The sequence below is a fragment of the Candidatus Manganitrophus noduliformans genome, assembly GCF_012184425.1.
Taxonomy (GTDB): Bacteria; Nitrospirota; Nitrospiria; order SBBL01; family Manganitrophaceae; genus Manganitrophus; species Manganitrophus noduliformans.
In genome coordinates this window covers 133,148-160,104 of the sequence record NZ_VTOW01000004.1, presented here as the reverse complement: position 1 = coordinate 160,104, position 26,957 = coordinate 133,148, and the positions used below count along the sequence as shown (strand labels likewise).

Below are 26,957 nucleotides of genomic sequence, written 5' to 3'. Positions count from 1 at the left end.
CAAAAAGATCGACACATCGGATCACCATCATGGTGAATCTCTCTTGGTAGGTTGCTTCCGCAACATGATCAGATCGTCGTCCAATCCATGACGAAGAATATCGAGTCTGGATGAGGCGCCCACAAGGCTTTCGGCGTGTGTCGGCTTGAGTCGGAACGGGAAGAAGCTGGGGCTGTCGAGTAGGTCCTTGAGAGTGGTCAAGCCATTGGCCCTCGCATGCATGGCCGCTTCGACCAGCCACGCAATCAGAAGAGAGTCATCAACGGGCTGCGTCGTTCCGGCGGTATAGATTCCCTTCGTGTCTGTCTTCTGGAGTACGCCCCAGTCCAGATAGGAGCGAAGCACGCGACGGGTGGCACGGGAGACCGTCTCCCGCTCACCATATTGCTCGCGGACCCGCCGCTGGACATGAGCTGCGGTCGCGGACCCTTGCAGCTTCAGAAGGCGGCCGACCTGTGTGGCTACACCCGACCAGAACGGGTAGACGGCCATGACCATCCCCCAATGAACGGCCATGTGGTCCGCTCGCGGAAGACCCCTGAGCAGCTCCAGTCCTCGGACGCGCAACGACTCGAGCTTGGCCGGCGCATTGAGCCATACCTTCAAAAGGATCGTGATGATCTTCTCGCGATTCCCCCGCTCTGCTTGGCCATTGACAGAGACCTTGTCCTTCAGGAGCTTTTGCAGCGCGTTGTTGACAGCGGATTTATCGTTCCCCGCCAAAACGAGATTAGCCGTCTGCTCAAACCACTCCAAACGGACCCGCTGACTGAACCCGATCTGATTCACCCAAGGGCTCATGAGACCCTCCTTTCGATTTGGACTAGAGGGACAATGAGCTCCTCGATCGAAATTCCGCCATGACTGACGATGCCTTCTCCTTTGCGAACAAACGCCTGCCGAGCAGGGGCCAGGAGGGCAAGATAGTCCTCCGGGAGGCCTATAGGGTTCCATTCCAGCGCCGTAGGAAAACGCTCCTTCACTTTGTTACGAAGAACTGCGTCGGAATAAACGCGAACGCGTTCACCGCGCAAATCTGCTACGGCCCCTTCCGCGGGATGGCCGCACCCTTCCGCTTCGATATTGCCATGGTCAGAGGTCAGGTAGATGCGGAATCCCCGATCCAGAAGGAGACCGAGAAGCGTATTTATGTAAGACTGCTGAGCCCATTGGCACACCTGGTTGTGCATGCCCGCTGTGCCCAGTTCCATCCCGTGCATGATCTTGTCGACCTTGTCGATGACCAGCCCGGCGACTCTTGCTTGGGGATGGGAAAGTGCCTCCGTGATGCTTTCCAGGCTGCCGTCACCCAATCCCCTTGCGTACACAACTTGGCTCGGCAAGAACCCTTCGTCGGCCCAAAACTGCGTCCACAGCGCCGACTCCTTATCAGTGGTCTGAATGCTATTCGGAAAGAAGATCGGCGGCTTGCCAGAGAAAGCGGCCTGCCGCGAAACGGAGGTAATCGAGGGAATCCAGGCGAACACCATTTCCTCCCTGAAGAGGAGACCGGACTGTCGTGAGGCAAGCGCTTCACGGACGACAATCCATTGGTCCAGAGAAAGGCCATCTACCAGGAGCAGCGCAATCTTAGCGACCCGATCCCCTCCGATCTGGCGGGCCAAGAAACGAGGAACGTGGTGAAGCATAACCGGCGGGACCGGCGGCAAGTTCACGAGGCCGGCGTACCGCTTCTCAAGCCATGCGGCGAAACGGGCATCCACGTGAGTTTGCAGACTCTCGATGCTCAAGGTGGTCTTTTCAGAGATGACCTCGCCTTGCTGATTCGACAGTAATACCATCTCTGCCCACCCACGAGCAAAATGAAACCAATCTATGTACCTCGCGTCCTCTGCCGGGGTGGATGCCTGTAAGCTCTCAATGAGCTTCTTAAGGCGACTGGATCGGTCTTGGGATGGGTCAGTTCGAATGCCGATATTCACCCATATTTTAGAAAGGATATCCGTATACTCGTGGAACACAGGGTGAAGCAACCCCTCGAGAAACAGATTATCGATGTAGCCCCGGATATCTTGGTGATCGAATGGGAGGTCAACAGGACCCTCCACAGCCAAACCATAGGGCCCTTTGTCTTCCCGGACGCCGAACCCTTTGGCTGCCTCGCGGTCGAGGAAGATCGGCCAGCGCTCCTGAAGGAACATAAAGAAGGCCTCCCGGTCCGGAACGAGGGTTTCAAGCGGCCAGTCGTCAAAGGTATTCCTTTGGCGCAGCAGCTGGATCAACCGATCATCAAGGATCGCTGGAATTCGCTGAGCATGGTAATGGCGCCGGAGGAGAACTCGAAGCAAATCCGATGGCTGCTTGATTAGCTCCGGGGCGATTTCAAAAACGTGCCGGAGAATAAAATCTTTGGTCGCATTGTCGCCCATCTGACCGGGTGCATGTTTTGTCTGGGCCTCATAGAGGGAATCGAGGTCTCCCCGGTCCAGGGCTGTAACAATCGGATAGCTGAGATTAGGGAAGATGTCGCCCAGGTTGAAGGAAAGCTTGCGACCGACCTGAAGGAGGTCATAGGGCAGAGCGGCGAGGTCGTTTGATGGTGACCGCAACACCACCACAAGGTCGGTCTGTTCACCACGATCCCACCTGGCGCGGAATTTCGATTCATAGGCGTAGCGGAAAGCAACGTGGTCCTCAAAGGGGATGAGATCGAATCCACGCTCGCGGATACCCTCGAGAATCCGCTCTTCAAGCAGAAGCCCGTCCGGGTCGGCCACCAAGGTAAGTAGTGCGACCTTCGGGGTGAACTCCTTCAGGATTTGATCGCGCCAGCTATTCATGGCCACCGCCCTCCACCCGAATCACAAGCAGCGGCACCATTTCGGGATAGGCATGGGCCTTCTGATCAAGCTGTTCCCGGAAGGTTCGCTCTTCCTGCGAGAGGAGGTTCAGGCGATAGTTGCGGACCTGGGGCAGGCCGATCCGTTCGACAGTCTTGCGGCGCGCGGCAAAGGCGTAATCGGCTTTCTCGCGCTCGCGTGCGATGCGGCCCCGGTGCTCTTGCACGAGCACTTCGTAGATGGGCTTCCCGTGTTCTTCCGCGGCGTTCTGCAGCTTTGCGAAAGCGGCTTGGGAGACTGCGGCGTCAAGAATGGACCGGACCTGTGTGCTTGCCGCGAGGAGCTGGTCCCACACGTGTCTGGCGGTCGGCGTATAGACCATGCCGTTGTCGGCCAGGAAGAGAGGCATGATCCTTTTACGGTTCCACTCCATGGTGGCAATCGCGATTCGCCACAAGGACCAGACGCCTTGAACTTCCGCGGAGAGACCTGGGATCGACACAATGGGGACCGGCTGGCCCGGCGCGAAACGTGGGAGCCGCATGGCCAGTCCGCGGACCTTCGGCTCTTCCAGGGTGAGGTGCCGGGCGGCCGGAAGCCTCTCGGCTTCCTTGCCGGTGAAGACCACATTCTCGTAGGTTTCGCCGTCGGGCCAGGTGAGGTTCCAGCTCTGGCTTCTCCTCTCGGCCTGGCCGCCATGCGCCTTCAGGTAGCTTACGGTCATGCGCTCGACCCAATACGGCAAGGGGTGGGTCAGCAGCCGCTGGGCTTCGCCAGGCTCCAGGTCCTCGGTCGCGCCGAGCACGGATGCGGTAGCGCGAGCCTCGCGGGCCTGCTCCTGCAGGCGGGCAACCACGCTCTCCACGGAGTCCTCCACCTTTTCGGGGTTGAGGATCGCCTCGACATACATTTCGTCGAACATGTGGCCCGCTTGGGCCGAGTCGAGGACGTCGCCGGTCTTGTCGATGCCGAATTCCTCGAAGATGACGGCGAGCTTCTGCTCCAGAACCTCACGGACCCGGTGCTCGACCGAGTCCTCGAAGACGAAGTTGACCGCACGCACCGCATGGGCCTGGCCGATACGATCCACCCGGCCGATCCGCTGTTCGAGACGCATCGGGTTCCAGGGGATGTCATAGTTGATCACCACGTGGCAAAACTGGAGGTTCAATCCCTCCCCGCCGGCGTCGGTGGAGATTAGAATGCGGGTATCCTTGGCGAATGCCTCCTGGACCCGCTTGCGTTCTTCCATGTCCATGGAGCCGTTCAGACAGACGACCGAGAATCCGCGCTCAGTCAGGAAACGACGCAACATCTCCTGGGTGGGCACGAACTCGGTGAACACCAGCGCCTTGAGCTCCGGGTCGCTCTCTTCGGACTGGAGGCGATAGAGCCAGTCGAGCAGCGCCTCGGCCTTGGCGTCCGGGCCGATCTGCTCGCAACGGGCCGCGGCCTCCAAGAGCAGCTTGACCTCGGCGCGCTCGTTTTTTAGCGCCTTGAGGCGGGTGCGTAGTAGCACATCGATCTGCTCCTGGCCGTCCAGGTCCGCCCACTCCTCTTCGGTCGTGGCAGGGAACAGGGTCAGTTGCTCCTGGGGTGCGGCCAGCGCTTCAAGCCGCCTTTCGAGTGTGGTGCGGATGGCGCTTGTGCTGGAGACCACCAGACGCTGCATCAGGATCATCAGAAAGCCGATGTAGCTCCGCTTCTCCCGCATGGCCTGGTTGTATCCTTCGCGGACGTATTCGGTGACCGCCTCATAGAGGAGCTGCTGACTGCGGTGACGCTCTTCCCAGGAGACCGGGCCAAGCTGCGTGCGCCGGGGTTTGAACAGGGGCTTCCCATCGGCATCGATGGCGCGGCGCTTCTCGGTGCGGATGACATGCGGCTGGACCCGCTCGCGGGTGACGCTGCCGATGTCCGGGAACTCCTGGGCGTCGATCAGGGAAACCAGCCGATGAAAGGCGTCGGTCTTGCCCTGGTGAGGGGTGGCCGAAAGCAGGAGGAAATACGGTGCGGCCTCGGCGAGTCCTTGGCCCAGCTTGAAGCGGGCCACCTGGTCGGTGCTGCCACCGAGTCTGTGCGCTTCGTCTATGATGATCAGGTCCCAGCCGGCGGAGATCAGGTCCTCGAACCGTTCGCGGTTGTGCTCGCCCACCTGGGCCGCGGTCCAGCCACGGCGCTTGTCCAGGGGCTTGACCGAATCCATCGGCACGACTATCTGGGAGAACATCTGCCAGGCGTTGGCGGGCAGAGCCTCGGGATCATGATTCCCCTTGTCCCCGTTTTCCGGACTGGATGCAGGGGCGATCCGTTTAAGCGTTTTGATGTCCTCGGGGAGCACGAGCTGGAAGGTCTCTCCAAAGTGGAAGCGCATCTCGCTGACCCACTGGCTCACCAGTCCCTTCGGGGCGATGACCAGCGTCCGCTTGACCAGCCCGCGGAGCTTAAGTTCCCGCATGATGAGACCAGCCTCGATGGTCTTGCCCAAGCCGACCTCGTCCGCCAGGAGATAGCGCACCCGGTCGTTGGCGATGGCTCGGGATAGAGCACGGATCTGGTGCGGCAGCGGGATGACGGAGGACTCGATGGGCGCGAGCAGAACGTCCTGGGTCAGGGCGTCGGCCACCCGCGCGGCTGCGGCGATGTAGGCGATGGCATCCGGCGAGCCGGTGCCAGCGCTTTCCATGGACTTGAGCTTGGAAGCCGGGATACGGACCACGGAGTCACGCCCGGGCAGCCAGACACGGCAGGTGGTCTCACCCCAGAGCGCCTGGGTCTCGATGACCTGACAGAGCTGCCCGTGGTCATCGCTCCAAACCCAGTCGCCAGCGTTCATGGTTTCGGCTTAGCCTTCCACGCATAGAACAATAAAAATAAAAGTGATTTGTATAACTCAATCAACGTGTTGCCAAATAATTCAGGATCTAATCGGGTATGGTGAGCAGCATAGTTTCTTATCAGGTATGCCCGAACGATATATTTCATCCACGATAAATCTTTCCCGCATCTTTCAAACTGAGTTGCAGGGATAGAATTTAAGAATTGTTTAAGATCGGAATAATTATAAACCTCCATATTTGTCTTTCCACAGCTTTTCTGCAGCTTGTTGCAACACAAATCAAAGTCTCCTGCAGTTATCTTGACAATAGCGCCTCTAAAATCATTCTGTTGTGATATCTCTTTAACCCATGACTCAACGGCAACTGCAAGTGACCTGACAAAAGACCAGATTGCTTCATCACCAAAGTATGACGGTGAGAAATATTCTTTATTAATGCCGATAACGGAAACAAGAAGTGTTTCGTTTCCTGAAATAAATGCGAAGTCTATAATTTCATCAATTGCACTATTATTATCAATTTTCAAAGAATATGGCACTTCACCGTTATAGTCCTTTAATACCGATTCGAGGTACAGCTTCGCTTCTCTCTTTAGATGGCTTTCATATTCCGGATATATCCTTTCAAGTGGCAGAACATGAAAATAGGTTCTTCCACCAAGGTGCGTCCCCACATCGTTAATAATATCTCTATATAGTTTCTTTGAACCATGCATCAAAATATTAACGACACTTTTAATATCGTTTCTCAGGCATTCTGAGAGTCTATATTTCTCCTCTTCTCTGTAATCGAAATAAAGCCCACATAAAGCTTGCAGGAACTTAATCCATAAATCGTAGGGATTTCTTGCACAAATGTCAGAAGATAGCGCTTCGCGATCATTATAGAATTGTTTCAAATCATCGCCTTTAAGGACATTCCCTTTTACCCCTTCAAGGGCTTTGGCAAAGAGAAGATTTTCCTTTAGCCTGTATTCCCAGAGAGATTTGAAGTGCTCCATCCATTCTGCAACTGCTATTTTCTGGGGTTCTTTAGGAGCAGTATATTGTTTACCCTCTTCAAGAGGTATGAGCACATTAATTCTACGAATATGCTTCTGATTTGCCTCTTCAAGGAGATATATTTGCCAGGGAGAATAGAAATGTCTGGCAAGTGTGTCGGTTTTTCTTATGGGATTTCCTTCAATCGTTATTTCTAAAACAATTTTATACTCATCCCAATTCCTGTATACCTCGATTAATGGCCTTTGAATGAAGGATTCACCCCTTTTATATGCCTGGTCGAGAGGATGACCTTCCATTAAAGCTTTATTAAATTCCGGGAAAATTGAGTGCTGCCACCTATCTAGTTCTTCATGCTCGAACTTTAATAAATTTCCATATTCATCAGGCACCTCAATTACATTCTTGTATCTGTCAGGACCGTGATGTTGCTCGAATAGCTTTTGGAGGTATTCCTTAGGTCTGATGATCCTATATGACGGGTAAAGCAACCCATGTCTTTCGTATGTTTCCAACAATCTATCGCTGACAGAGACATTACATTCGCCGCAAATCTTTTTAAATTTATCAAACTCTAAATAGATATCTCTGTCGTTAATCTTGCATTTATTATCTTCCAACAACGGCAATCTATTCCCTTCCTGTTCTCGTCATCGCCTGGTCGTACCACATGAGGAGTTTCGGGTCCTCCTGCAGGACGTCCTCGGGAATCTTGCGGGCCACGGTGATGATGGTGGCATAGTCGCGCTCCTGCCACGCCTTCTTAAAACCGGCGCGGACTGCCTCAATGCGGAAAATCTTCAGGCGCTTCTGGCTTGAGGTTCGGTAGTCTTCGAATTCCTTGAGCAGGGACCTCTCGCGTAGCTTCTCCAAGTCGCCGACCTTGTTCGGGTCGGGCACGTACCAGCGGTCTTTGCCCTTGGCGCGCAGGCGCTCGTCGTCCTTGGGCAGGTTGCGCAGCTCTTTGAAATTCGTGGAGAGGTAGCTGTGTGTCTGGCTCGGGACTTCGCCGTTACCGTCGTAGCGAAGAAAGTTCTGCTCAAGCAACTCGGAAAGCTCCAGCGGCTTTTCGTACTTCTGCCAACCGCCTTGAGTCTCTCGCATGAACTGTGGTTGAAGTTCCTGGAAGGTCTGGGGCTTTCTGACGATTTGCTGCTTGAGCCATTGGATGGCTGAGGCTTCATCGGACACGAAGAGGTCGAGCTGCAGTAGCTCACGCGATGTCATCCGCTTGCGTTCGTATTCGGCAACCTGTTCCGGCAGGAAATACATACCGTCACGCTCGGGGAAGCGCTGGGCCAGTCCCTGGTAAAAGTCGCCCGCAGAGAGGGGTACGCTGACTCCGCGCTGAACGTGGAAGGCTACCATGCGGTCGAACAACAGAACTTGTTGTCGCTCCGCTATCATTTGCCCGAACCCGCCCTTAACGATGAACACGGGAAGCTGCCGAAGGTGAGTTCGAATGAAATCCCACACTCCCTCTTCGGTTCCAGCCTGGAGTTGGAATCGCTTTTCGAGACCGCCGTTCGGTTTGTAGGCGGAGATGACCAGGTCCTTGTCGACCGCCTTGGCGTGCATCTGCTTCTTGGTCTTCATCCCCTTATCGAGCACGCTGACATCGGCGATGATTAAACCGGCCCGTCCCAAAGCCTCCTGTATCGCGGTCCAAACGGCGTTCTTGGAATTGTGAAACTCAACCGTCACCCACCGGCCCGGCTTGAGGACGCGATAAACCTGTTTCAGGCAGTCCGTCATCATGTTCGCGTAGACGGCCAGGTCTTTCCGCTGCTTGCCGCTGACAACGGCATCCTGCCCCGAGTTCGTGAAAACACGGAGCCAAGCCTCCCACAAGAAATTCAACTCGGCGTAAGGCAGGTTGTCACCGAAGGGCGGATCGATGAAGACATAATCAACTGAGTTTTCAGGGATCAGCACTGAGGCGAGAGACTGGGTGGTTATGGCCACAGCAGATCCACCCTTTGGAATTGCGTTGCCAAATCGCTTGATCTTGCCGGTCAACACATAGGTTGGACTCGGTTCACTGATTGTTGATCCGACGTAGAGTGTGCCGCTCAGGTTAGTGTTTACTTGTGAATAGGCTTTCTTGCGAAATCGATTCCGACGCGTAAAGCTCACAACAACGCTCTGCAAAGTAAACCGCCAGAGCCGCTTCATCTCTTCTTTGGGCAGATCATCAGCCATTCGCCAGAGCAGAGAGAAGGCGACGAGCTGGCGCGGCAAATGAAAATCGTGCGTTCTGCTTATCCCTTCGTGATAACCACGATAGAGATCGCCCCATTCTTCCCCCTCCGGCACAAACATCATCAATTCCTTCGGGTATTCGATGGACCCGATCAGTTTTTCTATCTTCTCAAGGGCTGCAATATCGTCTTTGTCGGGCTTCTTGCTCTTCTTGGTTCCTTGGTGCTGGTATCGGATCTCCACTGGACGCAGGACCTGACGCGTCCGAGTAGCCTTTACCGCCTTGTCATAATAGGTAGTTGTGCGTCTGACGAGATCGCGCTTGGACACCTCTGCAGAGCAATGCGTACAGATGGGCTGATCGGCTAACGTTCCCGATTCTTCATCCCAAGCCAAGTTCCAAAACTCCAATTCACCGGCGCAATGGGGGCAGGAAAAGACTTCCGACCAGATGGTGAAGTCAATCGGACAAGTCGCGCCGGTCTTGGGGTCCCACGTCTCATACATCCATCCGTATTTGCCGTTGAATTTGTCCAGAAGCTTCTTGGCGAGTTGCGCAAACCCCTTCGAATCAGTTGTCAGATTGTAACCAGCGGCTATCAATGTTGCGGCGGGGGAGAGGTCGTTTAGGACAGGGACTCGTTCCCCGCATCGAGAAATCTCCTGCTTGTCCTGATCCAAGATGCTTCCATCCGCGGTCAGCGGATAACCAAGGGATGATATTGCCCTTCGGTCTCCACATAACTGAGCGGCTACCCCAGCCATCCCGGTCCCGCAGAACCCATCGAAGACCACATCCCCCGGCTCGGTGTAATGGAGGATGTACCGCATGATCGCCTTGTGCGGGACCTTGGTGTGGTAGGAGTGGGCGTTGTAAATCGGGTCGTTCTTGCCCTCGCTCACATCTGCGGCAAACGGCTCACGGCTGTACGGCTTGCTCGGGTCGTAGGGCTTGCCGTAGCGCTTGATGAAGTCGGCGATGAACGGGTTCGGGCAGGCGGTGTAGTACGGCGGGTCGGACAGCGCCAGGATGTCCTCGTCCGATCCAATGGGAAATCCCTCGATCTTGCGGAACTCGGGGTCCTTCAGCTTCTCGCGCAGCTTTTCCAGGAAGTATTCCCTGCGCTTCTCATTGTTCTCAAACGCCATCCCGAGGCATTCGATAGGACCCTGCGACTTGGCGGCAGGTTGCATGTCGAAGATGCTCTGATCGTATGGATTCTTAGCCATCAGCCGCCCCTTACTCGAGTACGATCCGCACTTTGCCGGGCTCCTTGCCCTTGGTAAGCCCGTCCAGGTATTCCTCGAACCGCTTCCACATCTCCGCCGGGGTGGCCGGCGAGCCGCCCGCGAGCAAGGCGTCGCGCAGATCCCCGATCTTGACCGAGACCTTTGTGAGCCCGGAGAGCGCCTCCTGCAAGGCGTGAATGAAGTCCTGGTTGAGGTCGTCCGGCAGGGTCCGCTTCTTGATGAAGCCGTCCACCAGCTTGCGCGGTTCGGGCTTGAGCAGGCTCAGGTTGCCCTTGGTGGTCGGATCTTCGAGGTTGGCGAGCAGCGTCTGAGTCCAGTTCTCGACCAGCTTATCGAGCTCGCCGTCCAGGGCGTCCAGCATCGTCGCAGCGGGAGCCGCAGGCGGTTCCGCACCGGGCTTGAAGTTGCAGTGCGGGCAGACCGGCGACGCATCCAGTTCCTGCTCGGTGACTGCGAAGCAGCTCTTCAACTCGGCGAGCCGATTCTGGAAGTTCGAGAGGTGCTGGCGCGGCATCAGGTCGATAGTGGAAAGTTTCTGCAGGTCCTTGAGCCGCTCGTCGCCCATGAGCTGGGCTTTGTGCCTGTCCTCGTTCACCCCCAGGCGTGCTCTCGCGTGCATGGAGAGGTAGGCCAGCAGGTAGGTCTTTTTGAGGTCGTTGAGCTTGCGCTGGATTTGCTGGCGGAAGGTGACCGCGCTTCGCTTCGCCGGATCGCTGATCTGAGCGAGGACTTCGTCCCGCGTCGCCTTCATCTTGTCGATCCACTCGTGGCCGGTGGGCAGGACCGCCTCGGCGGTGGAGAGGTACGATGCCGTGGACCCGAGGTCGACCACCAGTTCCTCAAGCGATTTGATCTCGGCAAGGGAACTGAGCCCGTCCCGATGCGCTGTTACTTCCGAGGCGTCGTAGCGGAAGTTCTTGAGCTTGCCGGTCGTGGTGTAGGCTTGCAGGGATTCAAGGAAGGTCTTGGTCTCATCCAGTTTGGCGCGCAGCTTCTTGACTTCGTCCTCGGCCAGCAGGTTGCGGCCCCAGAAGAACAGCCCGGTCTGCAGGCTCTGCTGCACGAGCACCAGCCGTTCCACGGTGGTGGTGACGGCCTTCTGTAGCTCCTGAACCGGCTCGTCCTTTCCCTGAGTGACCAGTTGGGCCATGCCCGGCGTAAGTCCGAGCAGTTCGAAAAGCGCCTTGAGCGCCGGGAGGTTCCAGTCCTTGGGCCGCTCGATGTGCTTGAACTGGGCCAGCTCGTCGATACCGATCCCGGCCAGTTGCGGCAGGCCGGTGGCGTCGAATTTCTTGCCCGGGATGGCCAGCACCACCTCGCCGGAGTAGATTAACGCAGCTAGGACAACCACGGCCCATTCGGGCTCCAGCCGGAGGGTCTGCGGGGCAAGGTACTCGATGCCGAGGATGTCATGGATCAGTTCGGAGCGGTTGACCACCTGGCCGTGGCCCTTTTTCTTCGCGATGCCGAGGATGTGCCTGCCGTACTTCGACCGGTAGGGGTCGAGCCGGTCACCGTCGAGAAGCTCAAGGGCGTCCAGCACCGCGGTGGCCTGTTTGGTGCGGTTCTGGCCTGCGATGGCGCGCAGGGCATCCTGCGCGGCCTGGGCCCGGTTCGTTCCGGTGATGAGCACCGAGAAGAAGGGGTATTCGGGAGCTTGGTCCTGGAAGTTGGTCCCGAGACAGATGCCCGCGGTGGTGTTCACCAGGTCACGGAAGTTGATGCGCTCGTGGGAGCCGATGCCCGATAGCTCGCGGAGGGACTTGCCCTTGGCCCACTCTGTCAGGGACTTGGCGCGCCCCTGGTAGGTCACCTCGAAGGCGGTGGCCATGTTCTTTTGCAGCCATTGCACCAGGTCCCGCAGGAAGTTCGACGCCTTGGATTCGTAGGTGGACTTGGCGTGGCCCGAGGAGGTGGACGCGAGGTCCAGAGCTGCGGCGTAGCTTCGAAGCGCTGTGCGGAACGCCTCGTCCATGTTCGTCAGGCGCAGGAACAGCTCGTCGGGCTTCTTCTCGTCCTTGAAGTGCGGAGCGTCAAAGGGTTGGATGAAGTAGACATAGAAATCCCGCGGTGGCACTGCGGTGGAACGCTCGTTGGGCGCGCCGAAGAAGAGGTATCCTTGGCGCGCGGCCTTGCGCTCCAGCCATTCGAGCTCATGCTGCCAAATCCTGTAGCCCGTCACGTAGGTCTGGTCGGTACACTCCATGACCCGCCGAAGCGCCTCGTAGTAGTAGCGGTCGAGCTGCGAAGAATCGAGGCTTTCGGCCCGCTTCTCGATCACAGCGTCGAAGTCGTCGGTCTTCTTGAGGTCCAGGTAGTACTGGCGGTTATCAGGGTTGGACGAGATGAACTGCCCGCTCACTGTCTTGTGGATTTCCCGTAGAACGGTCTCCACCTGGGAGAGCAGGTCATCGGCCGGATCGCCGCCCAGTTCCTCGATGCCCGGCTGAAAGAGGCACAAGGCATCGCGCAGCTCCTCAGCCGTCGCGCCCAGGGTGGCGTAAATGTCGCCCGTCGTAAGCCGGTGAACGGAGAGCGCATGGATGAGCTGGATCGCCATGGGTTTATAGGCCGGACGGGTGAAAGCCTGCTGGATGCGGGATTCGAGCACCTGGCTGCAGTCGATGACCGCCTTGATGTCCGGGACGGCGCGGAAGGACGGGTTCTCGCGCAAGGTCATCCAGTAACCGTCATAGGCGATGACTCCGGGCCGGTCGTCCGGAACGTTCTGGCTGAGCAGCTTCTTCATGGCCAGCGAAAGAGTCTTGAGCACCTCGCGCTTTTCCACCGCGGTGACCCGCTCGAAGGTATCGATGTAGTCCGGATGCACGGGGAAGAGGCGCACGAACTCATCCATGCGCTCGTTCATGCGGCCATAGAACTTGGCGAAGGGAGTCAGGTACTCCCGGATTTTCACCTGTTGGTCGGCAGTCTTCTTGAGTAGACGCTCGGCCACGACGAACTTGACGTCCTTGCGGGCGATGAGGATTTGCTCGAAGCGGTCTTTCACCCGGCGGATGCTGTCGGCCACAAAGGAAAAGCGCGGGCTGTCGAAGATGGCTTCCTGGACACCGGCGATGAAGCGGAACCGCAGGTACTTGCAGACCTCGCCGATCTCGCGCAGGAAGTTGAGATCGAGGATGAGTTCCTGATCCTTGCGGGTGCGCAGGTAATCGAGCATCTCGTCCACCACCAGGAGCAGGCCGTGGTCGGGATACTCCTGATGGAACGCGGCCATCATCTCCTCGAAGGCCCGCTTGTTATTCGGCGCCTTGTCAGCGGACGGGAAGGAGTAGGACACGCCCATGGTGGCCAGATGTTCCTCCATCTCGGCCACAAGGATCTCGCGCAGGGACATGGTGGTCGCCCCGATCTCGGTCCGGACCACCTTAAAACGGCCTCCGATCTTGCCCGCTGCTTGAGCGACATTGCCGTCGTTGAGATGTGCGGACAGATCACCGTTCTCCGCCAGCGCGGAGATCACAGACATGAGGTGCGACTTACCGGTGCCGTAGTTGCCGACGACCAGCAGCCCCTTGTTGTCCATGGGCTGGTCGAACTGAAGCTGAGGAACGACAAGGTTGACCAGCTTCTCGGCCATCTCCGCGGAGATGACATAGGTCCGGACAAGCTGCCGGGCGGCAGCGGTCTCGTCCGCAGCCCGCAGCTGAACCACGGATTCGATAGGTTCAAACTGAATCAGATCGCCGTATTTCATTACGCAACCTCTTAAAGTATATTACGCGATCGTCCTCGCCGGGCAGACCAGCAATAAATCGCGAATGGGATATCTTCGGTATTCCGGATGGCCCGGTTCCGCATATAGTATATAGTTGTTCTCTACCGAACCATTCCAGGCGGCAACCACCGTTCTATTCCGTGAGATTCCCTGAAAGAGGCGAAGCGGATCTTGCTTTAAAGATATATCGAAAAGAATTTCGGTATTGTCCAACAGGATCACGCTGTTGCCAGCTTGGATGACAATCTCCTCTGACAGCTTCGGAATTTGGAGCGCCCTCTGCCGCGCTGTAAGATCCAACATTCGTCGGGAAAGTTCTAAGTTGAGATTGATGAGCGGTACGCCGATGCGCTCTTTTGCGTCCTGTAGAACTGAGGTTTTCCCTCCACCTGACGGAGCGACCAACAGAGTCAACCGATAATACAGCCCGGCCGATTCTTCTATTTTTCGAATGACTTCTTCCGCTAAAAGTTGAGCCATCACAGGTCTACCCTGTCCAAATTGTTCGCCTGCTTGATCAATCTTGATTTTCTATCGGTCTACCAAATGGAGCTCCACCCCCGGTGGCCACTGGACTTTACCTCCTCCATCGGTTGTTACCTGACGATTTCCTTGCAGAAGCCTGGCTCATCTGAATCAATCAACCAGAAAGCCTCATAACACGCATAGAATGAAGCAGATTATATTTTTTCAACCGACTGGCTCTTTCAGGGTAGGAATTTTTTATAATAACGGATGTAGGATAATTGAAAAACGCAAAAAGATCAATAAATATGGGATAGAAGAACCAGTTTGACCGTAGGCCAGGGAGACGAAAAATCCTCCAGTCTCTCCTCACGCTTCTGGGATATATACTCCTTGCGTAGCCCCTTCAAGCATGCCGCAGCGATACTCGATGCGCTTAATGTCGTTGTTCATCCCTCGTCTTCCTCCTCCTCGTCAATATATTGTGGAGGGCTCTCGCCAACCCGCTTGATCGCCTTCGGATACCTCCCGCGCGGCACCGCCTCTTCAACGGCGATCACATTGATCTGGTGCCACTGATTTCCCGCCGTTACAGAGCCCGGGCAACCGTCCAAAGGAGGGCGCACTCCGGACAAAAAGACTCCCCCTTCTGATCGGTCTCTTTGAGCTCATTGGAAAAGTGCATGACGCAGGTGAGATCGGGGCAATGTCCCAGGCCGTAGGTGTGTCCCAACTCATGGACCGCTTCCTTCAGAAGCCGTAGATGAAGGAGCGCATCATCAGGCGGGAGGCCATAGAACTCCGGCTTCAGCCGGGCGACGGAGACCACCGCCACCCCCTCCCGTGAGTCGGCCTCTCCGAAGACGAAGTTCAGGTCAGCGGCGTAAAGATCGAGGGCCACGACCCCCAAGACCCGTTCCACTTGAGTCAGAGAGGCCTTAAACCGAGCCAGTCCTTCAGGATTGGGCCGGAAGTATATTGGTGCCGCTGCGGATCGTAGCTGGAGGGGGGAAGATCGACCGGATCATGCGGGATGACAGGAAGGTCGAAGATCCGTTGCAAGGACGAGGCAAGAACCCGGAGCGTCGCCTCGGAGACCTCACCGAGCGGGAGAAGATGAATCAAGGCGCTCCCCTTTCCGGAATCGGGATGAATTAAAGGCTTTTCTTCAGCGAAGGAGCCGGCTTGAATCCTACGGTCTTGGAAGCTTTGATGGTGATCGCCTCTCCCGTCTTCGGATTTCTCCCCTTCCGGGCCTTTCTCTTCTTCACGGTGAAGACCCCAAACCCGGGGTAGGCGACGCGCCCCTCCTTCTTGAGGGTCTTGCTCAGAGTCGAAAATACTGCTCCGACAACCTCTTCAGCGGCTTTCCTGCTCAAACCGTTGCTCGACTTCCGAATCGACTCGATCAGCTCTCCTTTGGTCATGACCACTCCGCCTCGTAGAGGATCGGTTCCGAACCGTAGGGCGAATAACAAACGACGCATCTTCTTACCATGTCAGAATAACGAAATCAAGGTTCTCGTAGAGAAGAAAATTTGTCGTTCCAATCCCCTCCGCTGCCGGAATAAAGGTAATCGCTTCCCTTGACATTCGCTGAGCGTTTCTATAGCATTCCGGCAATGGATCGCGGTCTCGTCACTCAGTTCCGGCGTTCAGCGGGTAGAAAGAAGGAATGACCTAAAGAAAAGTTTCGGTTACTAACTTTGTTAATGATATGTCGGATTAGGCCGACAGTCTCTCCATAGAGACCTTCCAAAGGAATTTTGATGGGTAGATAAGAAGTGGAACTAGACGCGGAGAACTTAGGCGGCCTAGCGAGCATGCTACAAGCAATCGGCGCTTTCAGTCGAGAGATTTTGGGGTGTACGAGGAGTGGGACCGTGAAGCCTTACTCTATCGCAATCAGCCTTCTGGCATAGATATATAATGAGCCTTCTACTTCTCAACTCTTTCGAAGACGACCAGATCCCTGAGATCACGCTCAAAGCACTGCTCGATCTTGGTGATCGTACGAAAGAGGGGACCTTGGTCCAGGCCGTTGCCCGACCATGGTTCGAAATTCTGAACTTAATTCGCTGTGATCCACAGGGGATATATCAAATTGATCCACGGACTTGGGAGGAGATAATCGCCGGTGCCTACAGGCAAGCCGGATTTGATGAAGTGATTCTTACTCCGAGAAGCGGCGACAAGGGCCGTGATATCGTGGCAACAAAATTTGGGGTTGGTTCTATCCGCATTTTTGACCAAGTGAAGGCGTACAAACCAGGACATGTGGTCACAGCCGAGGAGATAAGGGCCATGATAGGCGTCATCACTGGAGCCCAGAATGTCTCGAAAGGCATCATAACAACAACCTCTACATTTGCCCCACGCATTATGAAGGACGATTATATCAGACCATTCATCCCCTATAGACTCGAACTAAAGCCACGCGAAGTCTTGTTTCCATGGCTTGAAGAACTGGCACGTGGCAACGCAACCGGCAGAATCTTGGAACAGTAGGCTCCCTCATTGTTCCTATCTATCAGGAAAAATTCCGGCCAATGGACACACACGGGCAGCACTGCCTCTCTTTTTCCACAACGAAACCCCGCTTTGCGTCTCCTCCTCTGAAGGAATTCGGGCTCCCGTTCTCACCGCTTTCCAATACATTGCGGTGTAGGGATGATCGCCACAGATTTTGGTTTTGACAAAAAGAAAAATCCCATTCTCAGATCTGCGCTCCACGCCCATCCCATATTTCGCTATCCTTTTCACCCTATTGACTCCTTGCAAGTTGTAATCTCCGCGTGAAGTAAAATAGCCCATCAACTGTACAACATGTCTTCCTGAATCCCCATTCGGTCTTTTTTTATCTTCTTTTTACAGGCGGGACAATACCGATCGCCGGGAGAAGGGGTCAGGGCCGGTTGTCCGCAGGGTCCAAGACAGGCACGGATGGCCCAGCGGGAAGGGGAGACATGCTCGCGGATAAGGTCCAAGAGCACTTTAAGAGAGAGGTCATTTCCCCCGGCGAGCTGATCCAGTGCGTCCAAAGTGACCTCTTCCAGGGCATAATACTGGGAGAGGATCTCGTGGAGACGCTGCGTATGTCGTTTCCTTGAAGATGAGACCCTCCCCACATTCCTTCGCCGAAGCCCCAGCCGCTGCATGACGCGGGAGACGGTCCGGCTGGAAACACCGGCAACCCGGATGATCTCCCGCGGCGGGAGGTTTTCGACAAGGAGGTATTCCACCAGAAGGGTGCGCTCCTCTTCAGAAAGAACCCCCGGCTTCTGATGGCACCGACTCTCTTCTTCCACGATCGGGTCGTTGTGGGTTGGCGCCTGTCGCCCCATGGTTTAATCATCCGGATATAAGGGAACCGCCTGACGAAAAGGCCGGGCATTGCGCTCGCTGTGCATGTTCAAGGTATCGACTTCAGGAGGAAGTTCCTCCTTTGGTCCTGCCATCTCATCTCGGCTTTGTCTGCGGCTCGATCAGTTCCTCCAAGCGGTCGATCCAGGTCTTGATCCTCGGCATCAGCGGGAAAAAGAGCGCCCGGATGGATGAATCGGGTTTTCCTTTCATGGCCTCAAGATCTACAGAGAGGATCTGACCGGTGAATACGCCATAGAGTTCTGTCAGGATAACGTCGGGATGTCTTCCCCCTTTCCCCTTCAGCTCTTTCAGTTCGGTCCTGAGCTTCGCATTCTCCTCTTTCACCACCTTGTAGTCAGGCGGCGGAACGACCTTGGGTTCGGCATTTCGCGTGATTTTGTCGAGGACCGCCTGCTTTTCCTGCAACTTCTGGTAGGATTCGGCCCGGGTCTCTTTCAGCTCTTCTTCTAAACGCAGTCTTCTTGTGATCTCGTCGGTGGCCTCGGACTTCGCCTGCTCAAGATCGTTCTGCAATCTGTTTTTTTCGGCCTCCAGCTTGGTTTCTCGCGCTTTTCTCCGCTCGATCTCGACGTTCAGTCTTTCGGCCTGCTTGATCAGATCGGCATTCGCCCGTTTAAATTCGTCTACTTTCTGTCCGCTGATCCGCTCTCCCAGCGCCTCATAGAGGACCCTCTGAACATCTTCATCCAGTTGGGCGATCTGAAGCGCCGTCTGTTGGGTCAGCTTTCCTCCATCGAGAAGGGATGAAATCTCCGGAATCAGAGCGGAGAGGTCGCGATACCGGTAGGTCTGCGATCGGGAGAGATTGATCTCTTTTGCAACCAGATCCGCCCTGTTCTTCCTCTCCTCCAGTTCGGTCAGCTTCTTGACAGCCCGCGCCATCTCAGAAGGTTGAAGCTGCCGGCGGCGGATGTTCTCCTCAATCGCCATGATCCCCCGGGTCTCTTCTTTCTCCACCGACCGGACGACCACCGGAATCGATGGAAGTCCGATCTCTTTGGCCGCGCGCAATCTCTGGTGGCCGCAGATGACCCCCATTTTCGGGTCGACGATGATCGGTTGGATGATCCCGTTTTCCTGAATGGAGGCTTTGAGCTGCTCGAAATCCTCCCCCTCCATGTCCCGAAAGAGATCCTGATAATTTGTATCGGGAATCAGCTGATCTGTGGGGACGACTCTGATTTCAACAGCCGGCTTGAAGAAAGTCCCTTGTGGTGTGATCAGATAGTTGGGATCGCCCCGTTTCACCCGCTCAAGGTGGCCATCGATCTCCTCGATCGCCTCTCTGAGCGTTTCGGCCTGCCGGCTTATGGGATCGACCTGATCGAGAAAGTGCTGATAGACCCGCCGGCCCTCTTCCAGTGAGAGACCTTTCGGATCTTTGATCAGCAGGTCGATCAGTTCGTCGATCTCGGGTTCGGCCCGGTCTTTCTCTGCCTCGCCTTTTTCCTCAATCATGGGAGACCTCCTTCTAGGTCAGGATTATAGTGGATGAGAAGACGGTGCGGTTTTCTCACCATGAGACAAACGCACCGTATGCGCATCCACCCCATCGTCATCCATCCTATTTTCATCTCTCCTCCCTGGCAGGTCGTTGCGCCTTAGGCAGAAGAGATCGACTCCGATCGACCGGATCAGCGGATCATCCCGCAGACCTTCGAGCTTCTTCTTCATGATCCGGGCCGTATTCCGGTCAATTCCCGCAAGATGGGCAAGACCGTTCACGGTGATCTCTCTTTCAGATCCGAGCAGATCGATCGCCATAAACCAGGTCGAAAGGGGGACTTTTGTCCCTTCAAACGGGGTGCCGGTCAGATCCGAGAAGATCCGGTTACAGTTCCGGCACCAGTAGCAATAGGCCTCTCCCCGCCGGCAGTGACGTCTGGCTTTCTCCCCGCAGCAGGGGCAGAAGACCCTGCCGCCCCAGCGGATCGCTCTGAAGGTCTGCCAGCACCATGCTTCAGGAGGCCTTGGGGTCGCCATGCCCCTCCTTCTGGTTCGGCCCACAACACTCCTTGATGAGGACCTGAAGGAGCGTGTCGAGATCGATCCGATAAATCTGTTTTCGAACGATGACCAGGCCCCCGGCGACTCTCCCCGATAACCCGATCTCCTTCTCTGCGAATTCGGAAAAATGCGCATATCCCGCCGTCTGGTATCCCTTCAGATGCCTGAGCAGGTAGAAATCACGAATGAGGCGGAGGAGGTTTCGGTGCGTTCTTGAGATGGCCTGTCTCAGGTCGGCTTTCTTTTTGAGTTCGATGATCGTGACGATTTTTCCTCCTTCTTCCGTGCTTTCCGTCCTGTGGAAATGGGTTCCGGTTCTCTTCCGATACTCCCCGGCCAATCTCTGCAGAAAGAGTTCCAGGCCGGCAGGAGGAGTTTCCCTTAAAGCAGTCAGGGCGCTGATCATCCTGTTTGATAACCCGAAGGCATCCATGTCTTCGATGGAGCTAAATTCGTTCGCCAGAAACAAAAGGTCTTGCCGCAGTTGTGAGGTGATCGCCCGGAGATCGGCGACACGCCTGAGCAAATCGGCGCGATCCCGGTGCCGGAGCAGGTTATAGTAGATGGCTGCCTGGATTTCGGCCTCCCCATGCTGCCCCGCACTGAATAATTCGGCGACCCGCTCCAGCAGGGCGGGGCGGGCCCCGTGCCGCTCCAGCGGCTCCAAGAACTTCAGCGCCCGGGGTTGATTCCAGAGGCGCTGCTTCAAGGTTTCATAACGCCGGTCCGGGGGTCTCTGGTCTTCCCTCATCGCCCCCTCCGATCGGGCCAGAGGATCTCGCGGGGAAGACCCAGTGTCTCCGCAATCGCCTGCTCGACCCGTCTCGATCTCATCCTGCCGCTGACGACGAGGGAGACGGTCGCGCCGCTGACCCCCAGCCTCCGCGCAATCTCCGCCTGGGTGATCCCTTTCCGCAACATGAGGATCTTCCGGTCCATTGCGTTCATCAAATGTGGCCCCCTCCTGCGAAAAGAACTTCCGTATCTATTAGGCAAAGGATGTGCCTTTGCATATTCTTTCTTCCCTGACTTCGAAGGACGTCACTGGACGAGTCGATTCTTTTTTAAAAATCAATGAAATAGACGGAATAGAGCCCAAAAACGTTCTTCATTTCCAAAGGGAAGAAAAGACTTGCGCGGGATGGAGGGTGTAGCGGGGATGTGACTTTGGTAGCGGATCTGCGACACCTCCCAACCCGGAATGCAAAGCTGAATCCCCCGCAAGTGACTTCAATCCGTCTACCCTCCAACGCTCGACGCGCCCCCTTCATCTCTCATCCACCCTCCCCCAGTGGGTCCTTTGCTCCAATAAACATCTTGTGGAGAAATCTAATCTAACGCCTCAATCTACCGGCGGCGGAAATCGCGCCAGAAAAGAGCTCTTTCTGGCCGGTTTTCGCTGAGACGATAGCAGACCGAAGGAAGAGAATCTCGGTGTGACGCCGGTTTTTAATCGGTTTCTTGTTGGGGATTTTCTTGGTCCCTCGTCGGGACTGGCGGCGTTCTTCCGATTTTGTACCCAAAGTGATCATAGAGAAGGGAAGATGATGGCGAGATCGGAGGGTGGACGGCGCGATTTTGGGGAAAAGATGGTTTGCTGGCGGTCGAATGCGGATTTGAACCTTTGAAAAAACGGCTCTCTTCCGTTTTTAACCGGAGGATTTATTTTCTCACATTGTTGATTGGGAGGATAATCGGCGGGAGGCGCACTCCGGGCAGAAGGAGGCTCCCTTGCGGTCGGTCTCCTGGAGCTCGTTGGAGAAGCGCATGACGCAGACCGGATCGGGGCAGTGTCCCAGGCCGTAGGTGTGCCCCAACTCATGGACCGCTTCCTTCAAGATCCGCAGCCGAAGGAGCGATCCATTCGGTGGGAGGCCGTAGAACTCCGGCTTCAGCCGCGCGATGGAGATCACTGCCACCCCTTCCCTCGGATCGGCCTCTCCGAAGACGAAGTTCAGGTCCGGGGCAAAGAGATCGACCGACACGATCCCCAGGACCCGCTCCACCTGGGTCAAGGAGGTCTTAAACCGGGCCAGCCCTTTCAGTATCTGGGCGGCGGCGTGCTGGCGCCGCTCGGAATCATAACTGGAGGGGGGAAGATCGACCGGATCGTGCGGGATGACCGGAACCCCGAAGATCGGATGGAGCGATGCGGCAAGGGTCTGGGATGTCGCCTGGGAGACGTCGCCGAAGGGGAGAAGATGGATCAAGGTCTCTGCCTCTCCGAATCGTTAAAGGCTTTTCTTCAACGAGGGGGCCGGCTTGAATCCGACGGTTTTTGAAGCTTTGATCGTGATCGCCTCTCCCGTCTTCGGATTTCTCCCCTTCCGGGCCTTCCGCTTCTTCACGGTGAAGACCCCGAAACCGGGATAGGCAAAGCGCCCCTCTTTCTTGAGGGTCTTGCTGAGAGTAGAAAATACTGCTCCGACAACCTCCTCAGCGGCTTTCTTGCTGAGACCGTTGCTCGAATTCCGAATCGATTCGATCAGATCTCCTTTGGTCATGGCGCTTCCTCCTCGTAGAATTTCAGTTCCAAATATGGATATCAACAGCAAAGGACGGATCTTCTTAGCATGTCCCGGCGATGAAATCAAGGCTGCCTCCCGCAATGGGGGCCGCTTCTTGAAGTAGGCAAGATGAGATCGGCAGCGGCAGTCGGAGGAACCGAACCCCGCCACAATCACCTCCGCTCCCGGCGCATTCATGATGGTCTGATGCGCCTGGCATTCGGTGAAACGATCGCTGACGTCGATCAGAATCTGTTTCAACGGAGCAACGGTGGTGAGAAAATCGATGTGCCAGTGCCGTTTCTTTCTCCTCCGAAGGTGGCGGCCAAGCCGATGGGACAGCCCCCGCCTGGCGCTGCCGGTATAGATGTAGTAGCCGGAAGGAAAGATCTTTCGGTCCAGGGCTCCGACCCGAATCTGAATCTTCCGAGGAAGACGGAGCAGGAGGTGGTAGAGGCCGCCTTTTTTATCCTCGCCATTGGACTGAAACTTTCTATTCAATCGCTACCCTGGATGGGCCTGAAAAACATTGGAAGAAAACTGAATGGACTTCCCGAATGTCAACATGATTCTAACCGAATTTCTTGACATCCGCCACGGTATTCGATAGCATTCCGGCAATGACTGGAGGAAGATAATGCGGAGCTAAGCCGTGCCCGGTAGGGCATCGGTTTTGAACGCCCAGGTTGACGGCGGGGTTGCCGTTTTTCAGCTCAATCCGCCGTTCGGGTATAGAATCGTATAAGCTTTCCTCTTAGGTTCGAGTTGACCTTGGAAGCATATACCGGTATGCTTCCCGGACGACTTAATCAGTATCACGCCCCTGCAGCGGACGCGGCTCCTATTGCGGTTTGGAGAGAAAGTGAACGGTCCCTGTTTGGAGCCTTGCCGCTGAAGGGCTGGGCGTTAGGCCGCAAATCACTCTTACACGAAACATGGAACTTATCCCCTGGTTTCCAGCGCTCACAACTACCGGCCTGCTTGCCGCCGCTCTCTGGCTCGGGCGCAATTTGATTGCGACCAGATTGACGAAGAGTGTCGAGCACGAGTTCAATACAAAACTCGAAACTCTGCGCGCACAACTGCGCGATAGTGAAGAGCGGTTAAAAGCGGAGCTACGTGCTAAAGAGGCAGAGATTTCGGCCCTACGGAGTGGTGCTCTTTCCGCCCTCGCGAGTAGGCAAGCAGCCCTTGATAAGCGCCGTCTTGAGGCGGTTGATCAGCTTTGGTCTTCAGTTTCTGCACTTGCCCCTGCTCGTGCACTCGCGGCCACAATGTCAGTTATCAAGTTCGAGACCGCTGCACCATTGGCCGAGAAAGATCCAAAGACCCGTCAATTCTTTGAAATGATTGGTGCGGGTTTCGATCCGAGAACCCTCGATCAAAGTGGTGCAGCAAAGGCCCGACCGTTCGTTTCACCGATGGTATGGGCAATCTTTTCGGCCATGCAGGCAGTGACAGTACATAGCGTGATGCGTTGGCAGGTCCTCAAAGGGGGCCTTGGATCTCGTGACTTTGCTGATCACGAAGCAATTAACAAGCTCATTAAGACAGCACTCCCACACTATGCGGAATACATAGACAAGAACGGACCATCGGTCTACTACTACATCCTCGAAGCACTGGACTCCCAGCTAATTGCCGAAATCCAGAAGATGCTCACCGGTGCCGAGGCCGACAAGGCAAGTATTGTGCAGGCTGCCGAAATACTGCGCCAGTCGAATGAGGTGCTCAAAGAGGTCAAGGCTGGTGAAGGTACAGCCTAACCATTTGCCAGACTGTGTGAAAACCTTTTTTATAGTCTTGCGCTTTGTAATTTGTTGATTTTACGAAAGTATATCTTTCAAAAATTGACTTTTCACACAGTCTGGCGCTCCAGCCGACGTACAACGTCATTCCACCGTTGCATGCCGCTGAGCTTGTTAGGCCAATGAAAGAACTCGCTGTGGCAAGAATCCAGAACTACTTTAATGGCGTGGCTGACAAATTTGAAAGTGCTTCGCTTATAGCGAGTACTGCCCACCACCAACCAGATATTGGGTCAAACAGGGAAGTGATTATCAGAGATTTTTTACAGCGTCATCTTCCGAGGCGACTTTCAGCTTGCCTCGGTGGACAGGTTATTTCCCATGATGGACGTGAGTCAAGGCAGATTGATGTTGTGGTTGTAAATGACATTGGCATTAGATTCGATGAGAATGACAAGACATTCGTAACAGTGGAAAGCGTGGCAGGAGCCATTACTGTTAAGTCAACGCTAAATCGCGACACATTAATTAACGCCCTTCAGAACTTGGCGAGCATCCCCGATCCAAGTCAAGCGGCTCTGGGATTCAAGGTGCTCACGGGCAATGCATTCGAGGCGTTTCTCGACCGCCATCCTTCGTTTTACGTTTTTGCATACGATGGAATGAGTGGAGAACGATGCCTTATGGAAGTGCAAGAGTTTTATAGAGTTCACCCTGAAATCCCGCTTCGCAGATATCCAAAGGGGATAGTGGTTAATAAACGCTACATGATTCGCTTCGTTCGCGATGAAACTCGCACTTCATCAGGTTACGTTGTGTCCAAGGACACCCTCTTCCTTATGACACTGGAAGACCCTATGCGTGGGTATCCGTTTGTTCAACTACTTAACGACCTATCTTCATATTGCGATTGGCTCAATTACATGGACGTCTCAATACATCCCTATTTCAATACAGGATTCGGGTTGCCTCCAATGGAAGCCCGGCCTAACCCTTCGTCAGAACGTTGGACTGACCAGTGAAGTGTGAAGTCGGAAATGGCAAGATGCACCGATCAGATCTATCGCGAAGATTGCCGACGTAGTCACCAAATACTCAGCGCCTTTCTGGCCCTCTGGGCTTGGAAAGGCGCGTCGACCGCATAGCTGTCCATCGCAACAGGTCACATACCTCGGTATCAAAACGAGGCGGTAAGAGCGTTTCCGCTGGTTGGTGGCGGACATTAGACATCTATTCCCGTAAGGTTAGGATATTTGGAGCAAACACATTTAAACCGGGACGGGAAATAAGGAAGAGTAGGTCGTAGGGAGGCGGGGCTTGCATTAACACATTTGACCAACCGGGCACTGAAACGGACGTGCAAAGAACGCACTCCGGTTAGCTTTTATCGGTTAGCCAGAAAGTATAAGCGGAGTCACACTAATGCCAGGGAAAGCAATATCGATGTTTCTGCTCGATGGCAGTGCTGATGGGCGTGTCGTCTGCGAATTGTTAAACTGGACAGGCAAGGCCTACAAAATCCCTCGACACCTTCTGAGGACCTCCTCGGAAAGAGTGGATCTCTATCGGGCTGGTGTCTACTTTCTATTCGGACGCGACGAAACTACGAACGAGATTGCAATCACATATGTGGGAGAGGCCGAAGAAATCTACCCTCGATTGCAGCAGCATCAGGACAAGGAATTTTGGAACGAGGCACTGATTTTCGTGAGCAAAGACGAAAACCTAAATAAGGCACACATTAAGTTTCTTGAACACACCATCCACCAAGCGGCCATGACGGCGGGGCGGTATCGACTCGAGAACAGCAACACACCGAATAGGCCAGCTATTTCCGAGGTCGAAATGGCTGTGATGTCGGAATTCTTCGACCAATTGCGTCTCTTGACCGGAGCGTTGGGCTACAAGGTGTTCGAGCCTTTAGTTGCTTCCAGGACGCAGGCAGTTTTCGACCGTAAAGAGGAACAACAACCAGCCTCTTCAGCCGAAGTTCCAACCGTACGCGAGTTTCACATAAGTGGCGCTCGCCGGGCCGAGGCTTGTGCAATCATCACGGCCGAAGGCGTTGTTGTGCTTGAAGGTTCATTTGCTGCTGCGGACGAGGTTGAATCTACACCAGACTCGACCAGACGTCTTCGGGCAAAGCTTGTGGAGGAAGGGGCTTTGGTTTTGCAAGACTCTCGGTATCGATTCGAGCGCGATGTCCTGTTCGCAACACCATCCTCAGCAGCGAGTGTTGTGCTTGGCCGGTCCGCCAATGGCCGGATTGAATTAGTTGACGAAGCCGGAAGAACGCTCAAAGAGCTAGAGGAAGCCCCCAGACTGGTTAACCCGCCCGCTGCAGCAGACTATTGACACCTTTTGGGTTCATCGACCGAAAGTGAACCTCGCGCCGCTGGCGGCTGATTGGCAAAAGTTAGCACTCGCCAAAGAACGGCAATGATCAAATACCTGTTTCGTAAGCCGAAGTATCCCATTCTGATCGAAACAGATTTCCGGGTCGCGGGCGCGCGAAATGCGCAGAAAATTGAGCGATTGGCGGGCGGCTCTGCTTTCGGGAAAAAGGAGTCGTACACGGTCATCGACGCAACCGGAGAAGGTTGGAGTTTCGTTCCTAAATACGGGGTCATCAGTCCGTTGACGATAGACAAAAGGTGGAACAAACTGAAGATCATCGAATTTTTCAATGCTTCGCTGGCGAGGACTGGCATCGTCGAAAAGTATGAAGCGCGCAGTTTGTCGAATAAACGTATGGATCGGGTCGTTGGCGAAATCGTTGAATTTGAGAGCAAGTTTTTAAATCGCTCCGGCCGACGCCGCTGATGCGGCGGCTTGGGCTCAATCTTGTGTGCCAAACATGTGGTGGAAAAGAGGAAAAAGGGACAGTGCGCCGGGAGACCGGCAGAGAGTAGAAGGTGAAAGTCCATTACGGTAAAGGCATAGCGAGCCATACCGGCCCCGAGTCATGCGTGGCGCACCGCGAGGTGTGGCGCGAAGCGTTGACAGGGG

General features: G+C 55.3%; 23 protein-coding genes. 6 read left to right on the top strand and 17 right to left on the bottom strand.

Annotation, left to right across the window (positions count from 1 at the left end):
* Positions 1 to 27 precede the first annotated feature (27 nt).
* The 9 genes from MNODULE_RS19075 to MNODULE_RS19035 form a co-directional block, all read right to left on the bottom strand.
* Positions 28 to 801, bottom strand: coding sequence for a hypothetical protein (locus MNODULE_RS19075; protein WP_168062763.1), 774 nt, complete (start codon positions 799 to 801; stop codon positions 28 to 30).
* Positions 798 to 2,801, bottom strand: a complete 2,004-nt coding sequence (pglZ, locus tag MNODULE_RS19070; protein WP_168062762.1) for a BREX-3 system phosphatase PglZ — start codon at positions 2,799 to 2,801, stop codon at positions 798 to 800. The genes MNODULE_RS19075 and pglZ overlap by 4 nt, the downstream gene beginning before the upstream one ends.
* Positions 2,794 to 5,637, bottom strand: a complete 2,844-nt coding sequence (locus tag MNODULE_RS19065) for a helicase-related protein (RefSeq protein WP_168062761.1) — start codon at positions 5,635 to 5,637, stop codon at positions 2,794 to 2,796. The genes pglZ and MNODULE_RS19065 overlap by 8 nt, the downstream gene beginning before the upstream one ends.
* On the bottom strand, positions 5,634 to 7,271 hold the full coding sequence (locus tag MNODULE_RS19060; protein ID WP_168062760.1) for a hypothetical protein: 1,638 nt from the start codon (positions 7,269 to 7,271) through the stop codon (positions 5,634 to 5,636). Before MNODULE_RS19060 ends, MNODULE_RS19065 begins: the two co-directional genes overlap by 4 nt.
* 1 nt (position 7,272) lies before the next feature.
* The gene (locus MNODULE_RS19055; protein ID WP_168062759.1) at positions 7,273 to 10,074 is read right to left on the bottom strand and encodes a DNA methyltransferase; all 2,802 of its coding nucleotides are present in this window, start codon (positions 10,072 to 10,074) and stop codon (positions 7,273 to 7,275) included.
* Between the two features lie 10 nt (positions 10,075 to 10,084).
* A complete protein-coding gene (locus MNODULE_RS19050; RefSeq protein WP_168062758.1) occupies positions 10,085 to 13,813 on the bottom strand; it encodes a DUF6079 family protein in 3,729 nt (1,242 codons plus the stop codon).
* Between the two features lie 21 nt (positions 13,814 to 13,834).
* Positions 13,835 to 14,314, bottom strand: a complete 480-nt coding sequence (gene brxF / locus MNODULE_RS19045; RefSeq protein WP_168062757.1) for a BREX-3 system P-loop-containing protein BrxF — start codon at positions 14,312 to 14,314, stop codon at positions 13,835 to 13,837.
* 434 nt (positions 14,315 to 14,748) lie between these two features.
* On the bottom strand, positions 14,749 to 14,913 hold the full coding sequence (locus MNODULE_RS19040) for a hypothetical protein (RefSeq protein WP_168062756.1): 165 nt from the start codon (positions 14,911 to 14,913) through the stop codon (positions 14,749 to 14,751).
* Positions 14,889 to 15,221: a hypothetical protein gene (locus MNODULE_RS19035; RefSeq protein WP_202882272.1), complete on the bottom strand. Its 333-nt coding sequence runs from the start codon at positions 15,219 to 15,221 to the stop codon at positions 14,889 to 14,891. The genes MNODULE_RS19040 and MNODULE_RS19035 overlap by 25 nt, the downstream gene beginning before the upstream one ends.
* 59 nt (positions 15,222 to 15,280) lie before the next feature.
* Here MNODULE_RS19035 and MNODULE_RS19030 point away from each other — a divergent pair, with 59 nt between their 5' ends.
* Entirely contained in the window at positions 15,281 to 15,457 is a 177-nt protein-coding gene (locus MNODULE_RS19030; protein WP_168062755.1) for a hypothetical protein, read from the top strand.
* On the opposite strand, the gene MNODULE_RS19025 is transcribed toward MNODULE_RS19030, so the two are convergent.
* Positions 15,454 to 15,726: an HU family DNA-binding protein gene (locus tag MNODULE_RS19025; protein WP_168062754.1), complete on the bottom strand. Its 273-nt coding sequence runs from the start codon at positions 15,724 to 15,726 to the stop codon at positions 15,454 to 15,456. The genes MNODULE_RS19030 and MNODULE_RS19025 overlap by 4 nt on opposite strands.
* A gap of 502 nt (positions 15,727 to 16,228) precedes the next feature.
* Between MNODULE_RS19025 and MNODULE_RS19020 the strand changes: the two genes are divergently transcribed.
* Positions 16,229 to 16,807 (top strand): restriction endonuclease, encoded by a 579-nt coding sequence (locus MNODULE_RS19020; protein ID WP_168062753.1) that lies wholly within the window; start codon positions 16,229 to 16,231, stop codon positions 16,805 to 16,807.
* A 305-nt stretch (positions 16,808 to 17,112) separates the two neighbouring features.
* Here the strand turns inward: MNODULE_RS19020 and MNODULE_RS19015 are convergent, their stop codons facing one another.
* The 7 genes from MNODULE_RS19015 to MNODULE_RS18985 all read right to left on the bottom strand — a co-directional run bounded on the left by MNODULE_RS19015 (position 17,113) and on the right by MNODULE_RS18985 (position 22,701).
* Positions 17,113 to 17,643: a hypothetical protein gene (locus MNODULE_RS19015; RefSeq protein WP_168062752.1), complete on the bottom strand. Its 531-nt coding sequence runs from the start codon at positions 17,641 to 17,643 to the stop codon at positions 17,113 to 17,115.
* Between the two features lie 115 nt (positions 17,644 to 17,758).
* Positions 17,759 to 19,144 (bottom strand): ParB/RepB/Spo0J family partition protein, encoded by a 1,386-nt coding sequence (locus MNODULE_RS19010; RefSeq protein ID WP_168062751.1) that lies wholly within the window; start codon positions 19,142 to 19,144, stop codon positions 17,759 to 17,761.
* Positions 19,145 to 19,168: 24 nt separating this feature from the next.
* Complete coding sequence (locus MNODULE_RS19005; RefSeq protein ID WP_168062750.1) at positions 19,169 to 19,669, bottom strand: transposase; 501 nt, start codon at positions 19,667 to 19,669, stop codon at positions 19,169 to 19,171.
* Positions 19,647 to 20,444 carry a hypothetical protein gene (locus MNODULE_RS19000; protein WP_168062749.1) on the bottom strand — a complete coding sequence of 266 codons (798 nt, stop codon included), beginning with the start codon at positions 20,442 to 20,444 and terminating at the stop codon, positions 19,647 to 19,649. The genes MNODULE_RS19005 and MNODULE_RS19000 overlap by 23 nt, the downstream gene beginning before the upstream one ends.
* Positions 20,441 to 20,641 carry a helix-turn-helix domain-containing protein gene (locus tag MNODULE_RS18995; RefSeq protein ID WP_168062748.1) on the bottom strand — a complete coding sequence of 67 codons (201 nt, stop codon included), beginning with the start codon at positions 20,639 to 20,641 and terminating at the stop codon, positions 20,441 to 20,443. Before MNODULE_RS18995 ends, MNODULE_RS19000 begins: the two co-directional genes overlap by 4 nt.
* Positions 20,642 to 21,363: 722 nt before the next feature.
* The gene (locus MNODULE_RS18990) at positions 21,364 to 21,903 is read right to left on the bottom strand and encodes an archaemetzincin family Zn-dependent metalloprotease (RefSeq protein WP_168062747.1); all 540 of its coding nucleotides are present in this window, start codon (positions 21,901 to 21,903) and stop codon (positions 21,364 to 21,366) included.
* A gap of 21 nt (positions 21,904 to 21,924) precedes the next feature.
* A complete protein-coding gene (locus MNODULE_RS18985; RefSeq protein WP_168062746.1) occupies positions 21,925 to 22,701 on the bottom strand; it encodes a DUF123 domain-containing protein in 777 nt (258 codons plus the stop codon).
* Positions 22,702 to 23,135: 434 nt separating this feature from the next.
* Between MNODULE_RS18985 and MNODULE_RS18980 the strand changes: the two genes are divergently transcribed.
* The 4 genes from MNODULE_RS18980 to MNODULE_RS18965 all read left to right on the top strand — a co-directional run bounded on the left by MNODULE_RS18980 (position 23,136) and on the right by MNODULE_RS18965 (position 26,771).
* Positions 23,136 to 23,966, top strand: coding sequence for a hypothetical protein (locus tag MNODULE_RS18980; protein ID WP_168062745.1), 831 nt, complete (start codon positions 23,136 to 23,138; stop codon positions 23,964 to 23,966).
* 164 nt (positions 23,967 to 24,130) lie between these two features.
* Entirely contained in the window at positions 24,131 to 24,970 is an 840-nt protein-coding gene (locus MNODULE_RS18975) for a DUF6602 domain-containing protein (protein WP_168062744.1), read from the top strand.
* A 421-nt stretch (positions 24,971 to 25,391) separates the two neighbouring features.
* Positions 25,392 to 26,303: a GIY-YIG nuclease family protein gene (locus MNODULE_RS18970; RefSeq protein WP_168062743.1), complete on the top strand. Its 912-nt coding sequence runs from the start codon at positions 25,392 to 25,394 to the stop codon at positions 26,301 to 26,303.
* An 84-nt stretch (positions 26,304 to 26,387) separates the two neighbouring features.
* Positions 26,388 to 26,771 (top strand): hypothetical protein, encoded by a 384-nt coding sequence (locus tag MNODULE_RS18965; protein WP_168062742.1) that lies wholly within the window; start codon positions 26,388 to 26,390, stop codon positions 26,769 to 26,771.
* The last annotated feature ends 186 nt before the right edge of the window (positions 26,772 to 26,957 follow it).

Bases quoted from the DNA above. Each gene is read 5' to 3' on its own strand.
- MNODULE_RS19075 (WP_168062763.1), bottom strand. From the start codon at position 801: ATGAGCCCTTGGGTGAATCAGATCGGGTTCAGTCAGCGGGTCCGTTTG.
- pglZ (WP_168062762.1), bottom strand. From the start codon at position 2,801: ATGAATAGCTGGCGCGATCAAATCCTGAAGGAGTTCACCCCGAAGGTC.
- MNODULE_RS19065 (WP_168062761.1), bottom strand. From the start codon at position 5,637: ATGAACGCTGGCGACTGGGTTTGGAGCGATGACCACGGGCAGCTCTGT.
- MNODULE_RS19055 (WP_168062759.1), bottom strand. From the start codon at position 10,074: ATGGCTAAGAATCCATACGATCAGAGCATCTTCGACATGCAACCTGCC.
- MNODULE_RS19050 (WP_168062758.1), bottom strand. From the start codon at position 13,813: ATGAAATACGGCGATCTGATTCAGTTTGAACCTATCGAATCCGTGGTT.
- brxF (WP_168062757.1), bottom strand. From the start codon at position 14,314: ATGGCTCAACTTTTAGCGGAAGAAGTCATTCGAAAAATAGAAGAATCG.
- MNODULE_RS19025 (WP_168062754.1), bottom strand. From the start codon at position 15,726: ATGACCAAAGGAGAGCTGATCGAGTCGATTCGGAAGTCGAGCAACGGT.
- MNODULE_RS19020 (WP_168062753.1), top strand. From the start codon at position 16,229: ATGAGCCTTCTACTTCTCAACTCTTTCGAAGACGACCAGATCCCTGAG.
- MNODULE_RS19015 (WP_168062752.1), bottom strand. From the start codon at position 17,643: ATGGGGCGACAGGCGCCAACCCACAACGACCCGATCGTGGAAGAAGAG.
- MNODULE_RS19010 (WP_168062751.1), bottom strand. From the start codon at position 19,144: ATGATTGAGGAAAAAGGCGAGGCAGAGAAAGACCGGGCCGAACCCGAG.
- MNODULE_RS19005 (WP_168062750.1), bottom strand. From the start codon at position 19,669: ATGGCGACCCCAAGGCCTCCTGAAGCATGGTGCTGGCAGACCTTCAGA.
- MNODULE_RS19000 (WP_168062749.1), bottom strand. From the start codon at position 20,444: ATGAGGGAAGACCAGAGACCCCCGGACCGGCGTTATGAAACCTTGAAG.
- MNODULE_RS18995 (WP_168062748.1), bottom strand. From the start codon at position 20,641: ATGAACGCAATGGACCGGAAGATCCTCATGTTGCGGAAAGGGATCACC.
- MNODULE_RS18980 (WP_168062745.1), top strand. From the start codon at position 23,136: ATGGAACTTATCCCCTGGTTTCCAGCGCTCACAACTACCGGCCTGCTT.
- MNODULE_RS18975 (WP_168062744.1), top strand. From the start codon at position 24,131: ATGAAAGAACTCGCTGTGGCAAGAATCCAGAACTACTTTAATGGCGTG.
- MNODULE_RS18970 (WP_168062743.1), top strand. From the start codon at position 25,392: ATGTTTCTGCTCGATGGCAGTGCTGATGGGCGTGTCGTCTGCGAATTG.
- MNODULE_RS18965 (WP_168062742.1), top strand. From the start codon at position 26,388: ATGATCAAATACCTGTTTCGTAAGCCGAAGTATCCCATTCTGATCGAA.